The sequence below is a fragment of the Rubrivivax gelatinosus genome (assembly GCF_016583785.1).
GTDB classification, from domain to species: domain Bacteria; phylum Pseudomonadota; class Gammaproteobacteria; order Burkholderiales; family Burkholderiaceae_C; genus Rubrivivax; species Rubrivivax gelatinosus_B.
Genome location: NZ_NRRU01000104.1, coordinates 1 through 16,641, shown reverse-complemented (window position 1 = coordinate 16,641; position 16,641 = coordinate 1). Strand labels below are relative to the sequence as shown.

General features: G+C 71.9%; 20 protein-coding genes. 8 read left to right on the top strand and 12 right to left on the bottom strand.

The genetic code is table 11. The annotated features are described in order from the left end of the window. On the top strand, nt 1-597 hold a 597-nt coding region (locus CKO43_RS21140; protein WP_200379857.1), incomplete at its 5' end, for a peptidoglycan-binding domain-containing protein. On the opposite strand, the gene CKO43_RS21135 is transcribed toward CKO43_RS21140, so the two are convergent. The 3 genes from CKO43_RS21135 to CKO43_RS21125 all read right to left on the bottom strand — a co-directional run bounded on the left by CKO43_RS21135 (nt 594) and on the right by CKO43_RS21125 (nt 2,513). Beyond that, nucleotides 594-1,310: a dienelactone hydrolase family protein gene (locus tag CKO43_RS21135; protein WP_200379856.1), complete on the bottom strand. Its 717-nt coding sequence runs from the start codon at nt 1,308-1,310 to the stop codon at nt 594-596. The two genes, CKO43_RS21140 and CKO43_RS21135, sit on opposite strands and share 4 nt — an antisense overlap. Further along, nucleotides 1,307-1,882 carry a crossover junction endodeoxyribonuclease RuvC gene (gene ruvC, locus CKO43_RS21130; RefSeq protein ID WP_200379855.1) on the bottom strand — a complete coding sequence of 192 codons (576 nt, stop codon included), beginning with the start codon at nt 1,880-1,882 and terminating at the stop codon, nt 1,307-1,309. The genes CKO43_RS21135 and ruvC overlap by 4 nt, the downstream gene beginning before the upstream one ends. A gap of 61 nt (nt 1,883-1,943) precedes the next feature. Beyond that, nucleotides 1,944-2,513, bottom strand: coding sequence for a BON domain-containing protein (locus tag CKO43_RS21125; RefSeq protein ID WP_200379854.1), 570 nt, complete (start codon nt 2,511-2,513; stop codon nt 1,944-1,946). A gap of 223 nt (nt 2,514-2,736) precedes the next feature. Between CKO43_RS21125 and CKO43_RS21120 the strand changes: the two genes are divergently transcribed. Continuing rightward, nucleotides 2,737-3,111 carry a response regulator gene (locus tag CKO43_RS21120; protein ID WP_207185162.1) on the top strand — a complete coding sequence of 125 codons (375 nt, stop codon included), beginning with the start codon at nt 2,737-2,739 and terminating at the stop codon, nt 3,109-3,111. Between the two features lie 43 nt (nt 3,112-3,154). On the opposite strand, the gene CKO43_RS21115 is transcribed toward CKO43_RS21120, so the two are convergent. After that, a complete protein-coding gene (locus CKO43_RS21115; protein ID WP_200231871.1) occupies nt 3,155-3,787 on the bottom strand; it encodes a response regulator in 633 nt (210 codons plus the stop codon). Nucleotides 3,788-3,978: 191 nt separating this feature from the next. Between CKO43_RS21115 and CKO43_RS21110 the strand changes: the two genes are divergently transcribed. Then, a complete protein-coding gene (locus tag CKO43_RS21110) occupies nt 3,979-4,194 on the top strand; it encodes a hypothetical protein (protein WP_200231859.1) in 216 nt (71 codons plus the stop codon). On the opposite strand, the gene CKO43_RS21105 is transcribed toward CKO43_RS21110, so the two are convergent. The 5 genes from CKO43_RS21105 to dusB form a co-directional block, all read right to left on the bottom strand. Beyond that, entirely contained in the window at nt 4,191-5,165 is a 975-nt protein-coding gene (locus tag CKO43_RS21105) for a phosphatidate cytidylyltransferase (protein WP_200379853.1), read from the bottom strand. The genes CKO43_RS21110 and CKO43_RS21105 overlap by 4 nt on opposite strands. A 1-nt stretch (nt 5,166) precedes the next feature. Then, on the bottom strand, nt 5,167-5,790 hold the full coding sequence (locus CKO43_RS21100; RefSeq protein WP_200231861.1) for a lysophospholipid acyltransferase family protein: 624 nt from the start codon (nt 5,788-5,790) through the stop codon (nt 5,167-5,169). 237 nt (nt 5,791-6,027) lie between these two features. After that, nucleotides 6,028-7,599: a bifunctional phosphoribosylaminoimidazolecarboxamide formyltransferase/IMP cyclohydrolase gene (gene purH, locus CKO43_RS21095; protein WP_200231862.1), complete on the bottom strand. Its 1,572-nt coding sequence runs from the start codon at nt 7,597-7,599 to the stop codon at nt 6,028-6,030. 8 nt (nt 7,600-7,607) lie between these two features. Continuing rightward, nucleotides 7,608-7,841 carry a Fis family transcriptional regulator gene (locus CKO43_RS21090; RefSeq protein WP_014427234.1) on the bottom strand — a complete coding sequence of 78 codons (234 nt, stop codon included), beginning with the start codon at nt 7,839-7,841 and terminating at the stop codon, nt 7,608-7,610. Beyond that, entirely contained in the window at nt 7,838-8,875 is a 1,038-nt protein-coding gene (gene dusB / locus CKO43_RS21085; RefSeq protein WP_200379859.1) for a tRNA dihydrouridine synthase DusB, read from the bottom strand. The genes CKO43_RS21090 and dusB overlap by 4 nt, the downstream gene beginning before the upstream one ends. A gap of 93 nt (nt 8,876-8,968) precedes the next feature. On the opposite strand from dusB, the gene CKO43_RS21080 reads away from it, so the two are divergent. Together CKO43_RS21080 and CKO43_RS21075 are read left to right on the top strand one after the other, a co-directional pair. Beyond that, entirely contained in the window at nt 8,969-9,454 is a 486-nt protein-coding gene (locus tag CKO43_RS21080; protein ID WP_200379852.1) for a YqaA family protein, read from the top strand. A gap of 22 nt (nt 9,455-9,476) precedes the next feature. Continuing rightward, a complete protein-coding gene (locus tag CKO43_RS21075) occupies nt 9,477-10,970 on the top strand; it encodes a carboxypeptidase M32 (RefSeq protein WP_200379851.1) in 1,494 nt (497 codons plus the stop codon). Nucleotides 10,971-10,980: 10 nt separating this feature from the next. Here CKO43_RS21075 and CKO43_RS21070 read toward each other — a convergent pair whose 3' ends face one another. The 3 genes from CKO43_RS21070 to dmeF all read right to left on the bottom strand — a co-directional run bounded on the left by CKO43_RS21070 (nt 10,981) and on the right by dmeF (nt 13,994). Continuing rightward, complete coding sequence (locus CKO43_RS21070; RefSeq protein WP_200379850.1) at nt 10,981-12,210, bottom strand: patatin-like phospholipase family protein; 1,230 nt, start codon at nt 12,208-12,210, stop codon at nt 10,981-10,983. Nucleotides 12,211-12,268: 58 nt separating this feature from the next. Next, nucleotides 12,269-12,886, bottom strand: coding sequence for a phasin family protein (locus CKO43_RS21065; RefSeq protein ID WP_200379849.1), 618 nt, complete (start codon nt 12,884-12,886; stop codon nt 12,269-12,271). Between the two features lie 91 nt (nt 12,887-12,977). After that, the gene (gene dmeF / locus CKO43_RS21060) at nt 12,978-13,994 is read right to left on the bottom strand and encodes a CDF family Co(II)/Ni(II) efflux transporter DmeF (protein WP_200379848.1); all 1,017 of its coding nucleotides are present in this window, start codon (nt 13,992-13,994) and stop codon (nt 12,978-12,980) included. 101 nt (nt 13,995-14,095) lie between these two features. Here dmeF and argB point away from each other — a divergent pair, with 101 nt between their 5' ends. Genes argB through CKO43_RS21045 form a run of 3 tightly spaced genes read left to right on the top strand, consistent with a single transcriptional unit; the run spans nt 14,096 to nt 16,612 of the window. Beyond that, nucleotides 14,096-15,007: an acetylglutamate kinase gene (argB, locus tag CKO43_RS21055; RefSeq protein WP_430699172.1), complete on the top strand. Its 912-nt coding sequence runs from the start codon at nt 14,096-14,098 to the stop codon at nt 15,005-15,007. Nucleotides 15,008-15,020: 13 nt separating this feature from the next. Then, nucleotides 15,021-15,920 carry a DMT family transporter gene (locus CKO43_RS21050; protein WP_242481272.1) on the top strand — a complete coding sequence of 300 codons (900 nt, stop codon included), beginning with the start codon at nt 15,021-15,023 and terminating at the stop codon, nt 15,918-15,920. Next, nucleotides 15,917-16,612: a pyrimidine 5'-nucleotidase gene (locus CKO43_RS21045; protein ID WP_200231869.1), complete on the top strand. Its 696-nt coding sequence runs from the start codon at nt 15,917-15,919 to the stop codon at nt 16,610-16,612. Before CKO43_RS21050 ends, CKO43_RS21045 begins: the two co-directional genes overlap by 4 nt. Nucleotides 16,613-16,641: the final 29 nt, after the last annotated feature.

Sequence of the window (16,641 nt, the reverse complement as noted above, 5' to 3'; positions counted from 1 at the left end):
TCGGGCGTCGTCGAGCCGGCTGCGGCCGAGCCGCTGCCGGCGCCCGACATCGACTGGTTCACGCCGCTGGCTGCCGACGAGGCGCTGGCCTGGCGCGCGCTGGCAAAGCTGTGGGGCCGGACGCCGGCCGCCGGCGAGCCCTGCGCCGCGCTCGCGGCCACGGGCTGGAACTGCTGGAGTGGCCGCGTCGGCCTGGCGACGATGCGCCAGCTCGACCGGCCCGGGCTGCTGCGCCTGGTCGACGAGCGCGGGCGCCAGGCGCTGGTGCTGCTGGTCGGGCTGGACGACGAGAGCGCGACGCTGCAGCTGGGCGAACAGCGTGAACGTGTGCCGCTGCTGAAGCTGGCGCGCTGGTGGCGCGGCGAGTTCGCGACGCTGTGGAGGCCGCCGGCCGGCAGCGACTCGCTCGCGCGCCGGCTGCACGCGCTCGACGGTGAAGCCGAGAACGATGCCGACGCGGCCTCGCTGGCGCGGCGCATCGCCAACTTCCAGCGCGCGCGCGGGCTGACGGTCGACGGCATCGCCGGGCCGCAGACGCTGATGCTGCTGGGCCGCGGCGAACGCGGCACCGAGCCGAGGCTGCTGGCCGCGCCCTAGTACAGCGCGGCGGCCAGGAACTGCAGCGCGCGCCCGTGGGCCAGCGCCGCGGCGGCGGGCTCGTAACTTTCGCGCGCCCAGCAATTGAAGCCGTGCGGCGTGCCCGGGTAGACGTGGAACTCGGCGCTGTCGTGGCCGGCGAAAGCCGCGCGCACCGCCTGCACCGCGGCGTCGGGGATGTAGTCGTCGGCGCCGGCGTAGTGGAACTGGATCGGCGAGCGCACTTGCGATGCCAGCGCCAGGTGGTCCTGGATGCGGCCGCCGTAATAGGCCACCGCGGCGTCGACGCCGGCGGACGCGGCGGCGAAGTAGGCCAGGCGCCCGCCCATGCAGTAGCCGAGCGCGCCGCAGCGCCGGCCGGCGGTCTCGGGCAGGGCACGCAGCGACTGCAGCGCGGCAGCGACGTCTTCCAGCTGCTGCTCGTGGGTATAGGCCTGGTGCAGCGCCATGCCGCGTGCGTGGTCCTCGCCGCTGTAGCCGAGCTCGACCCCGGCGGCCTGGCGGTGGAACAGGTCGGGCGCGAGCACGACGAAGCCGTCCAGCGCCCACTGGCGCGCCACCGCGCGGATGTGGGCGTTGATGCCGAAGATCTCCTGCAACAGCAGCAGCGCCGGGCCGCTGCCCGACGGCGGCAGCGCCAGGTAGCCGGCGAAGCCGGGGGCGATCTCGATGCGACGCGTGGCGACCGGGTCTTCGGAGGTGTTCGGGATCATCGGGCTCTCCGGATGGTGGCAGCGCGGTAGGCGCGGCCGCGGCGGTACTGGGCGTGGGCGCGCCGCGCCAGCGGCGTGGCCTGGGCGAGCGCGGCCAGCGTGCTGCCGGCGTGGGCGTGGGCGATGGCGATGCCGAGCGCGTCGGCGGCGTCCTTGCCCGGCACGCCGGGCAAAGCCAGCAGCCGGCGCACCATCTCCTGGATCTGCGGCTTGCTCGCCAGGCCGTGGCCGGTGACGGCCTTCTTCATCTGCACTGCGGTGTATTCGGCCACCGGCAGGCCGCCAGCGACCAGCGCCGCCAGCGCCGCGCCGCGCGCCTGGCCCAGCAGCAGCGTGCTCTGCGGGTTGGTGTTGACGAAGACGATCTCGGCCGCCGCGGCCTCGGGCTGGTAACGCGCGACGACCTCGGTGACACCTTCGAAGATGATCTTCAGGCGTTGCGGCAGGTCGCCGCGCGGGGCTTCGGCGGTGTCGATGACGCCGCTGGCGACGTAGGCCAGCCGCGGGCCGTCGACGGCGATGACGCCGAAGCCGGTGCGTTGCAGACCGGGGTCTATGCCGAGGATGAGCATGAGGCGGGGCGGGCGCCGATCGAGGTCGGCGCAGTAGCGGCCCCGCAGTATCTCAGAGGGCTCAGGGCGCGAGGCTCAGGCGGTTGTCGACACGCTGCACGCCCTCGGGCGCGGCGGCCAGCGTCGTCGCGCGCTCGCGCGCCGCGGCGTCGGGTGCCGGGCCTTCCAGACGCACGACACCGGCTTCGGTCGAGACCTCGATGCGCAGCGCGCTCAGGCCCGGGTCGGTCGCCAGCGCCGCCTTCACCGCGGTCGTGATGCGGGCGTCGGCGACCGCATCGGCGGCACGTTCGGTCGCACGTTCGGTGGCGAGCGCGCCGTCGCGTGCGACGGCCTGCGCGTCCTGGCGCAGCTCGGCGCCGCTGCCGCGCAGGTTGGCGCCGGCGCGGTCGAGGCCGGCGTCCAGGCGCTGGCCCAGCGTGCGATCGTCGTAGTAGTTGGACGTCAGCAGCGCGCCCAGTGCCGCGCCCAGAAGTCCGACTGTCAGCAACCCGGGCCAGCGGCGAGCACGCGGCTGCCGCGCCCGGCGCAGCGCCTCGGCATCGGCACGGGCGCGTGCCGCCTCGGCATCGGCGCGTGCTTCGTCACGCCGCAGTGCGGCGGCCTCGGTTTCGTGCCGGGTGGTGCTCATCACGGCTCCTTGTCTCGGCGCCCGCCCCACAAGAGGCCGGCAGAAGCCCATGGTCCGCGGCCGCTGCCGGGCGCGGCATCGGCGCAGGCGCGGCCGGCGCGTCCGTCCGGCACCGGGTTGCGATGTCGGCGCCGTCCTACGGCTGCGGCAGGCGCATGTCGATACACTCTTTCCACACCGCGCCGCCAAGACGGCCGCCGATCCCGATCACCCGAGCATCTCCTTGATCAAAGCCTTCCTCGTCGAGGACAGCCCGGTCATCCGCGACAACCTGATCTCGGCGCTGGAAGAGCTGGTGCCGCTGTCGGTCGTCGGCTGGGCCGACGACGAGGCCGGCGCGCTGCGCTGGCTCGGCGACCCGGCCAACGTCTGCGACCTGGCGATCCTCGATATCTTCCTGCGGGCCGGCTCGGGCACCGGCATCCTGCGTGCGCTGCGCGCCGCGGGCAGCCCGCTGCAGCGGGTGGTGCTGACCAACTACGCATCGCCCGACCTGGCGCGCCAATGCCTGGAACTCGGCGCCGAGCGCGTGTTCGACAAGTCGCGCGACATCGACGCGCTGATCAACTACTGCGCAGCGCTGAAGCCGCGCGGCTGAGGCCGTAGCGGCGAGTCGCTCGCCGGCCGCGGGCCGGGCCGAGCTACTGGATCAGCCCGTTCTTCAGCGCGTAGTAGGTGAGGTCGCTGTTGCTCGCGAGCTTGAGCTTCTCCAGCACCCGGGTGCGGTAGGTGCTGACCGTCTTCACGCTGAGGAACATGCTCTCGGCGATGTGGCCGACGGTCTCGCCCTTGGCCAGGCGCAGGAAGACCTGCAGCTCGCGCTCGGACAGCGCCTCGTGCGGCAGCTTGTCGCCGCCGCCGGCCATGGTGTCGGCCAGCAGCTCGGCGACCTGGCTGGTGATGTAGCGCCGGCCGCGGGCCACGGTGCGGATCGCCTTGACGATCTCCTCCGGGTCGCATTCCTTGTTCAGGTAGCCGCTGGCGCCCTGGCGCAGCAGCGTCGTCGCGTAGTGCGTCTCGGGGAAACCGCTGAGGATCAGGATCGGCAGCTCGGCAGCGCGTGCGCGGATCGCGGCGAGCGCGTCGACGCCGCTCTGGCCGGGCATCGACAGGTCCATCAGCAGCACGTCGACGTCGCCGCGCCGCACCAGGTCCAGCGCCTCGGTGCCGTTGGCCGCCTCGCCGGTGACGCGCAGGTCCACCTGCTCGGAAAGGAACTGGCGCAGCCCGGTGCGCACGATGGCATGGTCGTCGACGATGCCCACCCGGATGATCAACGGCGTCTCCTGTTGCGGCCTGATGGCCTGATGCAGTTTAGCGAGGGCGAATTCCCGGCACCCGGCGGGGTCGGATGCGGCGGGCGGGCACAGGCGGCGCTGTCCGACAGCACACGGGGCCTGCGGACGATGGCCGGCGGCGCGGTTCGCGCCGATGCTGGAGTCGAACGCCACCCAAGAGGAACGACATGGACACGCTGTTCGCCCGCATCGCCCGAAGTCGCCCGGCCTGGCTTGTCGCCGTGCTGCTGGCCGCCGGCTGCGCCGCGTCGCAGTACGAGACCACGGCCGCCGTCTACACCGAACGCGGCGCCGACGGCTCGCCGTTGGAGGTGGTGATCGTCTTCGACGCCGACGGCCGTGTGCTCGGCACGCGTTCGGAGGTGCTGGCCGCCGCGCCCTAACCGCGGAACTGGAAGTACCAGCGCACCGAGTGGAAGAACACCGGCGCCGCGAAACACAGCGGCGCGACGCGGTCGAGCAGGCCGACGGCGCCTGTGATCGCGCTGCGGTTGCCCCAGGACGGCACGCCGGCGTCCTTCTTCAGCGCCTTCATCACGAACTCGCCGAAGCTGCCGGCGCCGGCGGCGATGAAGGCCATCACCAGCGCCTGGCCGGCCTTGAACGGCGTCGTCCAGTACAGCGCCGCGCCGACGACGGCAGCGGTCGTCGCCCCGATCGCCCAGGCGCGGTACGAGAACGAGCGGTCGATGTGGCGCGCCACCGGCCGCCGCCGCAGCCAGCGCGAAGCACCTTCCTGGGTGCGCTGCGCGGTCGCGACGACGACGACGAGGAAGAAGACGAGGAAGGCGCCGCGCCCTTCGTAGTTGCGGAACTCCAGCAGCAGCAGCGCCGGCGCGTGGCTCAGGCCGTAGACGCAGACCATCACGCCCCACTGGATCTTGGCGTTGCGTTCGAGGAAACGTTCCGGGTCGCCGGCGAGCGCGCTGATCACCGGGATCGCGATGAAGACGTAGACCGGTATGAAGACCGTGAACAGGTCGAAGGTACGGAAGGCGACCAGCAGGTACTGCGTCGGCAGCACGATGAAGAAGGCCAGGATCAGGCTGCGGTGGTCGCTGCGCCGGGTGTGCGCCAGCGTGATGAACTCGCGCAGCGCGAAAAACGAGAAGGTGGCGAAGAGCAGCGTCGCACCGACCGGGCCCGAGACCCAGGCGAGCCAGAAGACGATGGCGCCGAGCCAGATGGCCCGCAGCTCGCGCTTGACGCGCAGGTGGCGGGCGCTGCCTTCGTCGTCGGGGCGGCGCAGCATCACCAGCCCCGAGATCGCGCTGACGACGATCAGCGCGCCGAACAGGATCACGAACAGCAGGCCGACCTGCTGGTCCACGGAGAGCGCGCGCAGCTGTCCCATCTCAGGCCACGTGGGGGCGCAGGGCCACCACCGCTTCGCGCGCACGCTCGAGGAAGGCGCGCTTGTCTTCGCCCGGCTCGAGCTGCAGCGGCGCGCCGAAGGTCACGGTGCACAGGATGGGCACCGGCACGACCTCGCCCTTGGGCATCACGCGGTTGACGTTGTCGATCCAGGCGGGAATCAGCTGCACGTTCGGGAACTGCTCGGCAAGGTGGTAGAGCCCGGTCTTGAACGGCTGCGGCAGGCCTTTGTTGCTGCGCGTGCCCTCGGGGAAGATGACCAGCGAGTCGCCGGCCTCCAGCACCTCCACCAGCGGCTCCAGCGGATCCTGGTCCTCGCTGCGCTGGCGGCTGACGTAGACCGCGTGGAACACCTCGCGCGTCAGCCAGGCCTTGAACTTCGACGAGGTCCAGTAGTCGCGTGCGGCGATCGGGCGCGTGGTCGCACGCAGATCGCTGGGCAGCGCGGCCCAGATCAGCATCCAGTCCAGATGGCTCTGGTGGTTGGCGAAGTAGATGCGCTGCTCCGCTTTCGGCGGGCAGCCTTTCCAGTGCCCCTGGGCGCCGGTGATCAGCCGCACCAGCAGCGTCAGCAGCAGCCCCATCAGATCGGCTTTTGAGGCCATGGCGGGATGCTAGCGGTGCAAGGCCGCATGCGCGCCCGAGGGGCGCACGAGGGCGTGACGTGAACAGAGCATGAAGGTCAGACGCAGCGCAGCCCGCGCACTCCCCCCGGGGACAGACCGCCGCAGGCGGTCAGGGGGAGCGGCGCCTCCGGAGCGGGCCGAACCCGATCCGGGTCTCCCGGTCGGGTTCGGAGCCCCCTCGGGGGGCGGCCGCCAGGCGGCCGGGGGCTCAACAATTCAATGCCGGAAGTGGCGGGTGCCCGTGAGCACCATCGCGATGCCACGCTCGTTGGCCGCGTCGATGACCTCCTGGTCGCGCATCGAGCCGCCCGGCTGGATCACGCAGCGCGCGCCGGCGTCGACGACCACGTCCAGGCCGTCGCGGAACGGGAAGAAGGCGTCGCTGGCCACGGCCGAGCCGTCCAGCGTCAGCCCGGCGTTGCCGGCCTTGATGCCGGCGATGCGCGCGCTGTCGACGCGGCTCATCTGGCCCGCACCCACGCCCAGCGTCATGCCGCCGCCGCAGAAGACGATGGCGTTGCTCTTGACGAACTTGGCCACCTTCCAGGCGAACAGCAGGTCTTCCAGCTGTTCGGCCGTCGGCGCGATCTGGGTGACGACGCGCAGTTCGCCCGGCTGCACGTTCTTCGCATCCTGGCTCTGCAGCAGAACGCCGCCGCCGACACGCTTGAAGTCCAGCTTGTTCATCGCCTGCGCCAGCGGCACCTCGAGCAGGCGCACATTGGGCTTGGCGGCGAAGACGGCACGCGCCTCGGCGCTGATCGCCGGGGCGATCAGCACCTCGACGAACTGCTTGGCGACCAGCAGCGCGGCGGCCGCGTCCAGCGGCCGGTTGAAGGCGATGATGCCGCCGAAGGCCGAGGTCGGGTCGGTCTTGAAGGCCTTGGCATAGGCCTCGGCCGGGTCGGCGCCGATCGCCACGCCGCAGGGGTTGGCGTGTTTGACGATGACGCAGGCCGGCACGTCGAAGGTCTTGACGCACTCCCAGGCGGCGTCGGAGTCGGCGATGTTGTTGTAGCTGAGTTCCTTGCCCTGCAGCTGGGTCCAGCCCGACAGCGTGCCGGTGGCCGGCTGGGCGTCGCGGTAGAAGGCGGCGCTCTGGTGCGGGTTCTCGCCGTAGCGCAGCGCCTGGGTGCGCGTGAGCTGCAGGTTGAAGACCGCCGGGTACTCGGTGCGCGCCGGCACCGCGTCCAGCGCCTGCTCGGCACCGTCTTCCAGCGCCGTCAGGTAGTTGGTGATCATGCCGTCGTAGGCGGCGGTGTGGGCGTAGACCTTCTTCGCCAGCCGCAGCCGCGTGGCGCGGGTGGTCGCGCCGGCGGCCAGTTCGGCGAGCACGACGGCGTAGTCGGCCGGGTCGATGACGACGGTGACGTCGGTCCAGTTCTTGGCCGCGGCGCGCAGCATCGCCGGGCCGCCGATGTCGATGTTCTCGATCGCGTCGGCGAGCGTGCAGTCGGCCTTGGCTGTGGCCTGCGCGAACGGGTACAGGTTGACGACCAGCAGGTCGATCGTGGCAATGCCGTGTTCGGCCAGTGCCGCCATGTGCTCGGGCACGTCGCGGCGCGCCAGCAGGCCGCCGTGGATGCGCGGGTGCAGCGTCTTCACGCGGCCGTCGAGCATCTCGGGGAAGCCGGTGACCTCGGCCACCTCGGTGACCGGCAGGCCGGCTTCGGCCAGCAGCTTGGCGGTGCCGCCGGTGGACAGCAGCTTGACGCCCTGGGCGTGCAGCGCACGAGCGAAGTCGACTATTGCCGTCTTGTCGGATACGGAGAGGAGGGCGGTGGTCATCGGTGGTCTCAGATCAGCTTGTGTTCGAGGAGTTTGCGACGCAGCGTGTTGCGGTTGATGCCCAGCCATTCAGCGGCCTTGCTCTGGTTGCCGTCGGCATGTTTCATGACGACGTCGAGCATGGGTTTCTCGACGGCGGCCAGCACCATCGCGTGGATGTCGTGCGGCTCGGTTCCCTTGAGGTCCTTGAAGTACTGCTCGAGCGTCGCGCGGATGCACTCGTCTATGTGTTTCTTGCTCATGCGCTGCGGACGGCGATGTCGTCGTTGGCGGCTGCCGCGCAGGGCAGCAGCGGGTGATGGTCGGCCAGTTCGGTGAAGAAGCCGTCGACGGCGCGCCACTGCGCGGCGGCGTCGGCGATCGTGTTCATGGCGCTGCGGAAGTCCTCGCCGCCGGGCAGCTGGCGCACCGCCCAGCCGATGTGTTTGCGCGCGCTGCGCACGCCGGCGTGTTCGCCGTAGAGCGCATAGTGCTCCTCGAGATGCTCGAGCAGCCAGCGCCGCACCTCGTGCGTCGCCGGCGGCGCCAGCAGCTCGCCGGTGGCGAGGTAGTGTGCGATCTCGCGGAAGATCCACGGCCGGCCCTGCGCGGCGCGGCCGATCATCAAGGCGTCGGCGCCGGTGTGCGCGAGCACCGCGGCGGCCTTCGCCGGCGAGTCGATGTCGCCGTTGGCGACCAGGGGGATCGTGATCGCGGCCTTCACCGCGGCCATCGTGTCGTACTCGGCCTGCCCCTGATAGCCCTGTTCGCGGGTGCGGCCGTGAACCGTGACCATCGTCACGCCGGCGGCTTCGGCGGCACGCGCCAGACGCACGGCGTTGCGCTCGGCGGCGCACCAGCCGGTGCGCATCTTCAGCGTCACCGGCACGCCGCGCGGCGCGCAGGCGCCGACGACGGCCTCGACGATCGCGATCGCCAGCGCCTCGTCCTGCATCAGCGCCGAGCCCGCCCACTTGTTGCAGACCTTCTTCGCCGGGCAGCCCATGTTGATGTCGATGATCTGGGCGCCGCCGTCGATGTTGTGGCGCGCGGCGTCGGCCATCAGCAGCGGCTCGACGCCGGCGATCTGCACCGCGATCGGCGAGCCTTCGCCCGCGTGGTCAGCGCGGCGCATCGTCTTGGGCGAGTCGCGCAGGTCGGGGCGCGACGTGATCATCTCGCTCACGGCGTAGCCAGCGCCCAGGCGCTTGCACAGCTTGCGGAACGCCCGGTCGGTGACCCCGGCCATCGGGGCGACGAACAGGCGGTTCGGCAGCTCGAAAGCGCCGAGTCTCATCATCGGGGGGTGCTGAAAAAGGAGGCAGGAGTATACCGGCCGGCACCGGGGCCTCCGGCTGCCGGCCGGCCGCAGCGGATAATCCGCCTCGAGATGGAAGCATGGTTTTCCGCGCTGCTGGCGGCGCTGGCGCTGCCGCAGTACGGCTTGTCGACGGTCTTCGCCGTTGCATTGGTATCGGCCACGTTGCTGCCGCTGGGCAGCGAGCCCGCGGTCTTCGGCCTGATCAAGCTCGACCCCTCGCTGTTCTGGCCCGCGATCCTCGTGGCCACCGCCGGCAACACCGTCGGCGGTGCGATCACCTGGTGGATGGGTTACGGCAGCGAGATCGCCTACGAGCACGCGACGCACCACCGCCCGCGCGAGCTGCGCCCGCTGCAGTGGCTGCGCCGCTTCGGCGCCAAGGCCTGCCTGCTGTCCTGGCTGCCCATCGTCGGCGACCCGCTGTGCGCCGTCGCCGGCTGGCTCAAGCTGCCGTTCTGGCCTTGCGTGTTCTACATGGCCATCGGCAAGTTCCTGCGCTACCTGGTGATGACCGGGGCGCTCGTCTGGGCCTTCCCCGGCCAGCTTTCCTATTGAAATCCTCCTGCCCGCCCCGTTCATGACCGCCACCCCCGCCTACGACGCACTCGCCTCGACCTGGACCCGCCTGCACCGCCTGGGCCATCTGCAATCGATCGCCAGCTGGGATCAGTCGGCCAACATGCCGCCCAAGGGCAACGAGGCCCGCGCCGCGGCGATGGCCGAGATGGCGGCGCTGCTGCACGGCATGCGCACCGACCCGGCGCTGGCCGCCAAGCTGGACGCCGCCGAAACCGAGCCGCTGGACGAGCCGCAGCACGCCAACCTGCGCGAGATGCGCCGCCAGTGGCGCGCCGCCACCGTGCTGCCGACCGACCTGGTCGAACGCCAGCAGCTCGCCACCGCGCGCTGCGAACACGCCTGGCGCACGCTGCGCCCGGCCAACGACTGGGCCGGCCTGGTGCCGGGGTTGAAGGAAGTCGTCGCGCTGGCGCGCGAGGAAGCCACGCGCCTGGCCGACGCCCACGGCGTCTCGCGCTACGAGGCGCTGATGGACCGCTACGAACCCGGGCTGACGACGGCCCAGGTCGACCGCGTCTTCGGCGAGCTGCGCCAGTGGCTGCCGGGCCTGATCCGACAGGTCGTCGAGCGCCAGTCGCGCGAGACCGTGCTCGTGCCGCAGGGCCCGTTCGCGCGCGAGGCCCAGCGCCGGCTGTGCGAGGACATGATGCGCGAGCTCGGTTTCGACTTCGACGCCGGCCGTCTGGACGTCAGCACGCATCCGTTCTGCGGCGGCGTGCCCGAGGACGTGCGCCTGACGACACGTTTCCGCGACGACGAGTTCCTCGGCAGCCTGATGGGCACGATCCACGAGACCGGCCACGCCCGCTACGAGCAGAACCTGCCGCGCGAGTGGCTGGGCCAGCCGCTGGCCGAGGCGCGGTCGATGGCGATCCACGAGAGCCAGTCGCTGTCGTTCGAGATGCAGCTGGGCAGCCACCCGGGCTTCGTCGCGCGCCTGGCGCCGCGCCTGGCCGCGGCCTTCGGCGCGCAGCCGGCCTTCGAGCCCGGCAACCTGCGCAAGCTGCTGACGCGCGTGAAGCCGGGCTTCATCCGCGTCGACGCCGACGAGGTGACGTATCCGGCGCACGTGATCCTGCGCTACGAGATCGAACGCCCGCTGGTCGACGGCGAGATCGAGGTCGAGGACATCCCGGCGCTGTGGGACACCAAGATGGCCGAGCTGCTGGGCGTGGACACACGCGGCAACTTCAAGGACGGGGCCATGCAGGACATGCACTGGCCGCTGGGTCTGATCGGCTACTTCCCGTGTTATTCGCTGGGCGCGATGTACGCGGCGCAGTGGTTCGCGGCGATGCGGCGTGCAATGCCCGACGTCGACACCCGCATCGCCGCCGGCGATCTGGCGCCGGTGTTCGACTGGCTGCAGCACAACATCTGGCAGCAGGCCAGCCGCTGGAGCACCGACGAGCTGGCGCGGCGCGCCAGCGGCGAGGCGCTGAACCCGGCGCACTTCCGCGCCCACCTCCAGGCGCGTTACCTGGGCGCCTGAGGCCGCGGCTTCAGGCGGCGCACGCCAGGCGCTGCTCGAGATCGTCGAGCACCTGGTCCAGCCGCCGCATCACCTGCGCCGTCTTCGTCGCTGCCGGCCGCGGCCGGCGCCGCGGCGGGATCAGGCGCCGGGTCTCGTCGTCCAGCGCCGCGTCGTCGAGCCTGATGCCGTGGCGCGCCAGCCGCGGCGCCAGCTCGGCGCGGCGCGCGCGCAGGTCGGCCCGCGTCTGCTGGTAGGCGTGTTCGGCCATCGCCCGGCGCTGGGAATAGCCGAAGGTGTTGGCGAGGAACATTTCCGGGTCGCGCTGGTCGGGTTCGAACAGCACGATCCCGGTGTCCGGGTGCGTCGCTTCGTAGCCGCGCAGGCCGAGTTCCAGCCGGGAGTGGATCAGCGTGCGGAAGGTCTGGCTCAGCACCACCGGCAGGCCGCCATCGGCCAGGCGCGGGATGCGCTGCCCGGCGCGTGCCGTCGGCGTCGCGTGCCGGCCCAGGTGGCCCGACTCGAAGGGCACCAGCGGGTTCAGGCACAGCACCAGGTCCATGTCGAGGTCGAGCAGCACGCGGGCGTGCAGCGTCTTCTTCAGCGCGCCGTCGACGTAGTGCCGGCCGTCGATTGCCACCGGCGGGAACAGCCCCGGCAGCGCCGCGCTGGCGGCGACCGCGCGCGAGATCGGCACGTGTTCGAAGCCGGGCCGGCCGAAGGGCGCCGACTGGCCGCTGTCGAGGTCGGTGGCGACGATGACCAGCGGCCGCGCGACCTGGCGGAAGTCGTTGCTGCGGCCCGGCGCCGACAGCATCAGCGCCAGCTGGCGTTCGAGCGCGTCGTGGCAGAACAGGCCGGAGGGCAGTGCCCGCCCCAGGCGTTCGAGCGCCGTCAGCAGCGAGCGGCGTTCGAAGGCGTAGTCCCAGGCGGCGTGCGCCACCAGCGCCGGCAGCATCGCCAGCCGGCGTGCGTATTCGCGCCAGGCCGGCTGCGCGAACAGGCCCGGGTGGATGACGTCCGCTGCCGGGCCATCGTTCAAGATGAACGAGGTGCAGAGCTGGCGCGGCGAAATGCCGTTGGCCAGCCCGGCGGCGATGAAGCCGCCGGCCGAGACGCCGACGTAGCCGTCGAGCCGGGTGAAGTCGGCGCCGGTGAAGGCCTCCTCAAGCGCGCACAGCGCGCCGATCTCGTAGATCGCGCCCAGCGGGCCGCCGCCAGCCAGGGCCAGGCCGATGCGCCTGGAAACGGGTCTCGTCATCGTGTGCCGGGGCGACAGCCGCGGCGGGCCGGCGCCCCGCTCCGGTCAGAGGGGGTGCTCAGGCGGTCTTGGGGCGGCGCACACGTTTTTTCGCCGGCGCCGCGGGGGCGGCTTCGGTCGCAGCTGCCGCTTCGGCTGCTGCGGGGGCCGCGGCCGGCTTCGCTGCCGCCGCCTTGCGTGCCGGGCGCTTGGCCGCCGCAGCCGGGGTGGCGCCGCGGTTCAGGCGTTCGACCGCGGCCGCCAGCGCGTCGACACGTTCGACCAGCGCCTGCACGTCCTTGGCCGTCGGCACGCCCAGGCGCGCCATTGCCTTGGCGGTGCGCTGCTCGAAGATCGCTTCGAGCTTGTCCCAGTTCTGGCCGGCGCGTGCGCTGACGCTGCCTGCCATCGCCGTCATGCGGCCGGTGACCTCGCCGAGTTTCTCCTCGGCCACCGCCTGCGTCTTGCGCTGCAGGTGCACACCTTCCTTGACCAGGGCCTCGAAGACGCGGCCGCCTTCTTCCTGGGCTTTCGCGAACGCGCCCATGCCGGCCAGCCAGATCTGCTGTGCCGAGTCGCGCACGGCGCCGGCGAGCACGCTGTCGGCGTGGGCCTGCTCGGCCTTGCGCGCGGGTTTGCTGCTGCCTGCGCTCTTGGCCGCGGTCTTGCGTGCCGCGGGGGCCTTCTTCGTTGCCATCACTGCTCCTCGTTCGGGTATCGGGGGTGCCCGGTTGCCATCTTGGATGCCGGCCGGGCCGCCTGCATCCTCTAACTCTAGTGAGACGGCTCTACCCCAGCGGGCAGGGGCCGCTGCCGCTGCCTTCGCAGCGGTGCACTTCGACGGTTACGTGGCGCAGCGGCACGATGGCCGCCAGCCGCGCGCGGTAGACCGAGGCCGCGAGCGGCCGGTCGGCGACGATCGCGATCGCGGCCGACCAGGCCTGGCCGCCGACCTGCCAGACGTGCAGATCCGACAGGCGCGCGTCGCCGTCGGCTTCGACCAGTTCGCGGATGCGGCGGCTGATTTCCGGGTCGGCGGTGGCGTCGACGAGCGCGCGCGAGCTTTGCCGGATCACGCCCAGCGCCCACTGGCCGACGACGAGTGCACCCAGCAGCGCGACCGCCGGGTCCAGCCAGCGCCAGCCCAGCCACAGGCCACCGGCGAGCGCGGCGATCGCCAGCACCGAGGTCATCAGGTCGGCCAGCACATGCAGGTAGGCGGCACCGAAGTTGGCGTCGTGGTGGTGGCCGGCGTGCGGCGCGTGCTCGTGATCGTCGTGATCGTCGTCGTGTTCGTGTGGATGGCCGTGGGGGTCGTGATCGTGATGGTGGTGCTGGTGCCCGCCGCGCGCCAGCAGCCAGGCGCTCGCCAGGTTGACCAGCAGCCCGAGCGCGGCCACGCCCATCGCTTCGCCAAAGGCGATCGGCCGCGGTTCACGCAGCGTGGCGACGGCGTCCCAGGCGATGCCGAACGCCGCCGCCAGCAGCAGCAGGCCGCTGGTATAGGCCGCCAGCACCTCGATCTTCCAGCCGCCGAAGGCGTAGGCGCCGTGCGCCGCGGCGCGCGCCGCCAGCCGGTAGGCGAGCACCGCGCCGCCGAGCGCCAGCGCGTGCGTGCCCATGTGCCAGCCGTCGGCCAGCAGCGCCAGCGAGCCCGTCCACCAGCCGGCGCCGACCTCGACCACCATCGTCACCAGCGTCAGCAGCGTCACCTGCATCAGTGCGCTCTCGCGCCGGGCGACGCCGCCGTCGGCGAAGGCGTGCGGGTGCCGGAAGGGCGACAGGTCCTGGTGGTGAGAACTCATCGTGGCACTGTACGACGCCGCTGCCCGGTGCGCCCTCGGGGCTGACCGCCAGCGTGCGGACCGCGTCCCTACAATCCGCGCCACCCTGTTCCCCCCGACGGATGCCGCCGATGTCCACCGCCGAAACCCCCACCGCCCACATCACCCCGCGCGAGAAGGCCGAGATCCTGGCGCAGGCGCTGCCCTACATCCGCAAGTTCCACGGCAAGACGCTGGTCATCAAATACGGTGGCAACGCGATGACCGACCCGGCGCTGCAGCAGGACTTCGCCGAGGACATCGTGCTGCTCAAGCTCGTCGGCATGAACCCGATCGTCGTGCACGGCGGCGGCCCGCAGATCGACGAGGCGCTGTCGCGCCTGGGCAAGAAGGGCACCTTCATCCAGGGCATGCGCGTCACCGACGAGGAGACGATGGAAGTCGTCGAGTGGGTGCTCGGCGGCGAGGTGCAGCAGGACATCGTCGGCCTGATCAACGCCGCCGGCGGCAAGGCCGTGGGCCTGACCGGGCGCGACGGCGGCATGATCCGGGCGCGCAAGCTGAAGATGCTGGACAAGAACGACCCGTCGATCGAACACGACGTCGGCCAGGTCGGCGAGATCACCTCGATCGATCCCTCGGTCGTGCAGGCGCTGCAGGACGACCAGTTCATCCCGGTCATCAGCCCGATCGGCTTCGGCGAGAAGAACGAGAGCTACAACATCAACGCCGACCTCGTCGCCAGCAAGCTGGCCACGGTGCTGAAGGCCGAGAAGCTGATGCTGCTGACGAACACGCCGGGCGTGCTCGACAAGAGCGGCACGCTGCTCACCGACCTGACGGCGCGCGAGATCGACGGCCTGTTCGAGGACGGCACCATCAGCGGCGGCATGCTGCCCAAGATCGCCGGCGCGCTGGACGCCGCCAAGAGCGGCGTCAACGCGGTGCACATCATCGACGGCCGCGTGCCGCACGCGACGCTGCTGGAGATCCTGACCGAGCAGGCCTTCGGCACGATGATCCGCAGTCATTGAGCCTGGCGCCGGCATGACGACCCGAGGTACCGCCCCCGCGATGGCCGCCGCCTGCGGCGCCGGCTTCCTGTGGGGCACCGGCGCGCTGGTCGTCAACCTGCTGATCGCGCGTTTCGGGCTCAGCCCGGAGAACGTCTCGTTCTGGCGTTTCGTCGTCGGCGCGGCGGTGCTGCTGGCGGTCTTCGGTCGGCCCGGGCTGTTGCGCGCGTTGCGCGCCCAGGCCGGTCTGCTGCTGGCCGCCGGCGCCTGCATGGCGCTGTACGTGTCCTGCTGGTTCCTGGGCATCGAGCGCATCGGCGCGGCGGTGCCGACGCTGATCGCCTTGTGCCTGCCGCCGGTGCTGGTGACGCTGCTGGCGGTGGCGCGCGGGCGCGAGCGCCTGGACGCGCCGCTGCTGCTGGCGCTGGCCGCGGCGCTGGGCGGCACCACGCTCGTCGTGCTGCGCCACGGCGACGGCGGCGAGGTCGCGGCTGCGACGCTGGCCGCCGGCATCGCCTTCTCGGTCGCGTCGGCGCTGCTGTACGCCGGCTTCACGCTCGTCACCGGGCGCCTGGCGACGACGCTGGGCCCGGGCCAGGCGACGACCGGCCTGACCGTCGTCGCCGCCGCGGTGATGGGGCTGGCCGCGTTCTACACGCCGCTGGCCTGGCCGAACGAGCTGCCGCCCGAAGCCTGGCTGCTGTACCTGGGCCTGGTGACAGCGGCGATCGCGCTGCTGTGTTTCAACTGGGGCGCGCAGCGTCTGTCGCCGACCGCGCTGACGGTGGCCACGCTGGTCGAGCCGCTGACCGCCGTGCTGCTGGCGGCGCTGCTGCTCGGCCAGGATCTGGCTGCCACGCAGTGGCTGGGCGCCGTGCTGATGATCGCCAGCATCGGCGTGCTCGGCCGGCGCGACGCGCGCCGCGCCGCATGAGGCCGGGCACGGGCCGCGACCGGGTCTGGCTCTTCGACCTGGACAACACGCTGCACGACGCCTCGCACGCCGCGTTCGGCCAGTTGAACGTCGGCATGACCGACTACATCGAGCGCGAGCTCGGCCTGACGCGCGCCGAGGCCGACGCGCTGCGCCGGCGTTACTGGCTGCGTTACGGCGCGACCCTGCTCGGCCTGATGCGCCACCACGGCGTGGACGCCGCCCACTTCCTCGAGCACACGCACGCGCTGCCCGGGCTGGAGGAGCGCGTGCGCGGCCACGCCCAGGACTTCGCGGCGCTCGCGCGGCTGCCCGGGCGCAAGGTGCTGCTGACCAACGCGCCGGCGCTGTACACGCGGCGCGTGCTCGGCGTGCTGGGCATCGCACGCATCTTCGACCTCGTGATCCCGATCGAGCACATGCGTGTCTTCGGCCAGCTGCGGCCCAAACCCGACACCCGCATGCTGCGCCGCGTCGCCGCGCGGCTGAAGGTGGCGCCGTCGCGCTGCGTGCTGGTCGAGGACACGCTCGGGCACCTGAAGGCCGCGCGTTCGGTCGGCATGGGCACGGTCTGGATGCAGCGCTTCGCGCGCCGCTCGCGCGTGGCGATGCCGGTGGCGACCCGGCTGACGCTGATGCCGCCTTATGTCGACCGCCGGATCGTGCGCCTGTCTACGCTGCTACGGGGATGACGGCGCGCGGCCCTGTGCCAGAATCCGAA

Coding starts and splice junctions, on each gene's coding strand:
- dusB (WP_200379859.1), bottom strand. CDS start 8,875: ATGAGACTCGGCGCTTTCGAGCTGCCGAACCGCCTGTTCGTCGCCCCG.
- CKO43_RS21080 (WP_200379852.1), top strand. CDS start 8,969: ATGGAAGCATGGTTTTCCGCGCTGCTGGCGGCGCTGGCGCTGCCGCAG.
- CKO43_RS21105 (WP_200379853.1), bottom strand. CDS start 5,165: ATGGGACAGCTGCGCGCGCTCTCCGTGGACCAGCAGGTCGGCCTGCTG.
- CKO43_RS21135 (WP_200379856.1), bottom strand. CDS start 1,310: ATGATCCCGAACACCTCCGAAGACCCGGTCGCCACGCGTCGCATCGAG.
- argB (WP_430699172.1), top strand. CDS start 14,096: ATGCCGCCGATGTCCACCGCCGAAACCCCCACCGCCCACATCACCCCG.
- CKO43_RS21045 (WP_200231869.1), top strand. CDS start 15,917: ATGAGGCCGGGCACGGGCCGCGACCGGGTCTGGCTCTTCGACCTGGAC.
- CKO43_RS21075 (WP_200379851.1), top strand. CDS start 9,477: ATGACCGCCACCCCCGCCTACGACGCACTCGCCTCGACCTGGACCCGC.
- purH (WP_200231862.1), bottom strand. CDS start 7,599: ATGACCACCGCCCTCCTCTCCGTATCCGACAAGACGGCAATAGTCGAC.
- dmeF (WP_200379848.1), bottom strand. CDS start 13,994: ATGAGTTCTCACCACCAGGACCTGTCGCCCTTCCGGCACCCGCACGCC.
- CKO43_RS21050 (WP_242481272.1), top strand. CDS start 15,021: ATGACGACCCGAGGTACCGCCCCCGCGATGGCCGCCGCCTGCGGCGCC.
- CKO43_RS21125 (WP_200379854.1), bottom strand. CDS start 2,513: ATGAGCACCACCCGGCACGAAACCGAGGCCGCCGCACTGCGGCGTGAC.
- CKO43_RS21100 (WP_200231861.1), bottom strand. CDS start 5,790: ATGGCCTCAAAAGCCGATCTGATGGGGCTGCTGCTGACGCTGCTGGTG.
- ruvC (WP_200379855.1), bottom strand. CDS start 1,882: ATGCTCATCCTCGGCATAGACCCCGGTCTGCAACGCACCGGCTTCGGC.
- CKO43_RS21110 (WP_200231859.1), top strand. CDS start 3,979: ATGGACACGCTGTTCGCCCGCATCGCCCGAAGTCGCCCGGCCTGGCTT.
- CKO43_RS21065 (WP_200379849.1), bottom strand. CDS start 12,886: ATGGCAACGAAGAAGGCCCCCGCGGCACGCAAGACCGCGGCCAAGAGC.
- CKO43_RS21090 (WP_014427234.1), bottom strand. CDS start 7,841: ATGAGCAAGAAACACATAGACGAGTGCATCCGCGCGACGCTCGAGCAG.
- CKO43_RS21070 (WP_200379850.1), bottom strand. CDS start 12,210: ATGACGAGACCCGTTTCCAGGCGCATCGGCCTGGCCCTGGCTGGCGGC.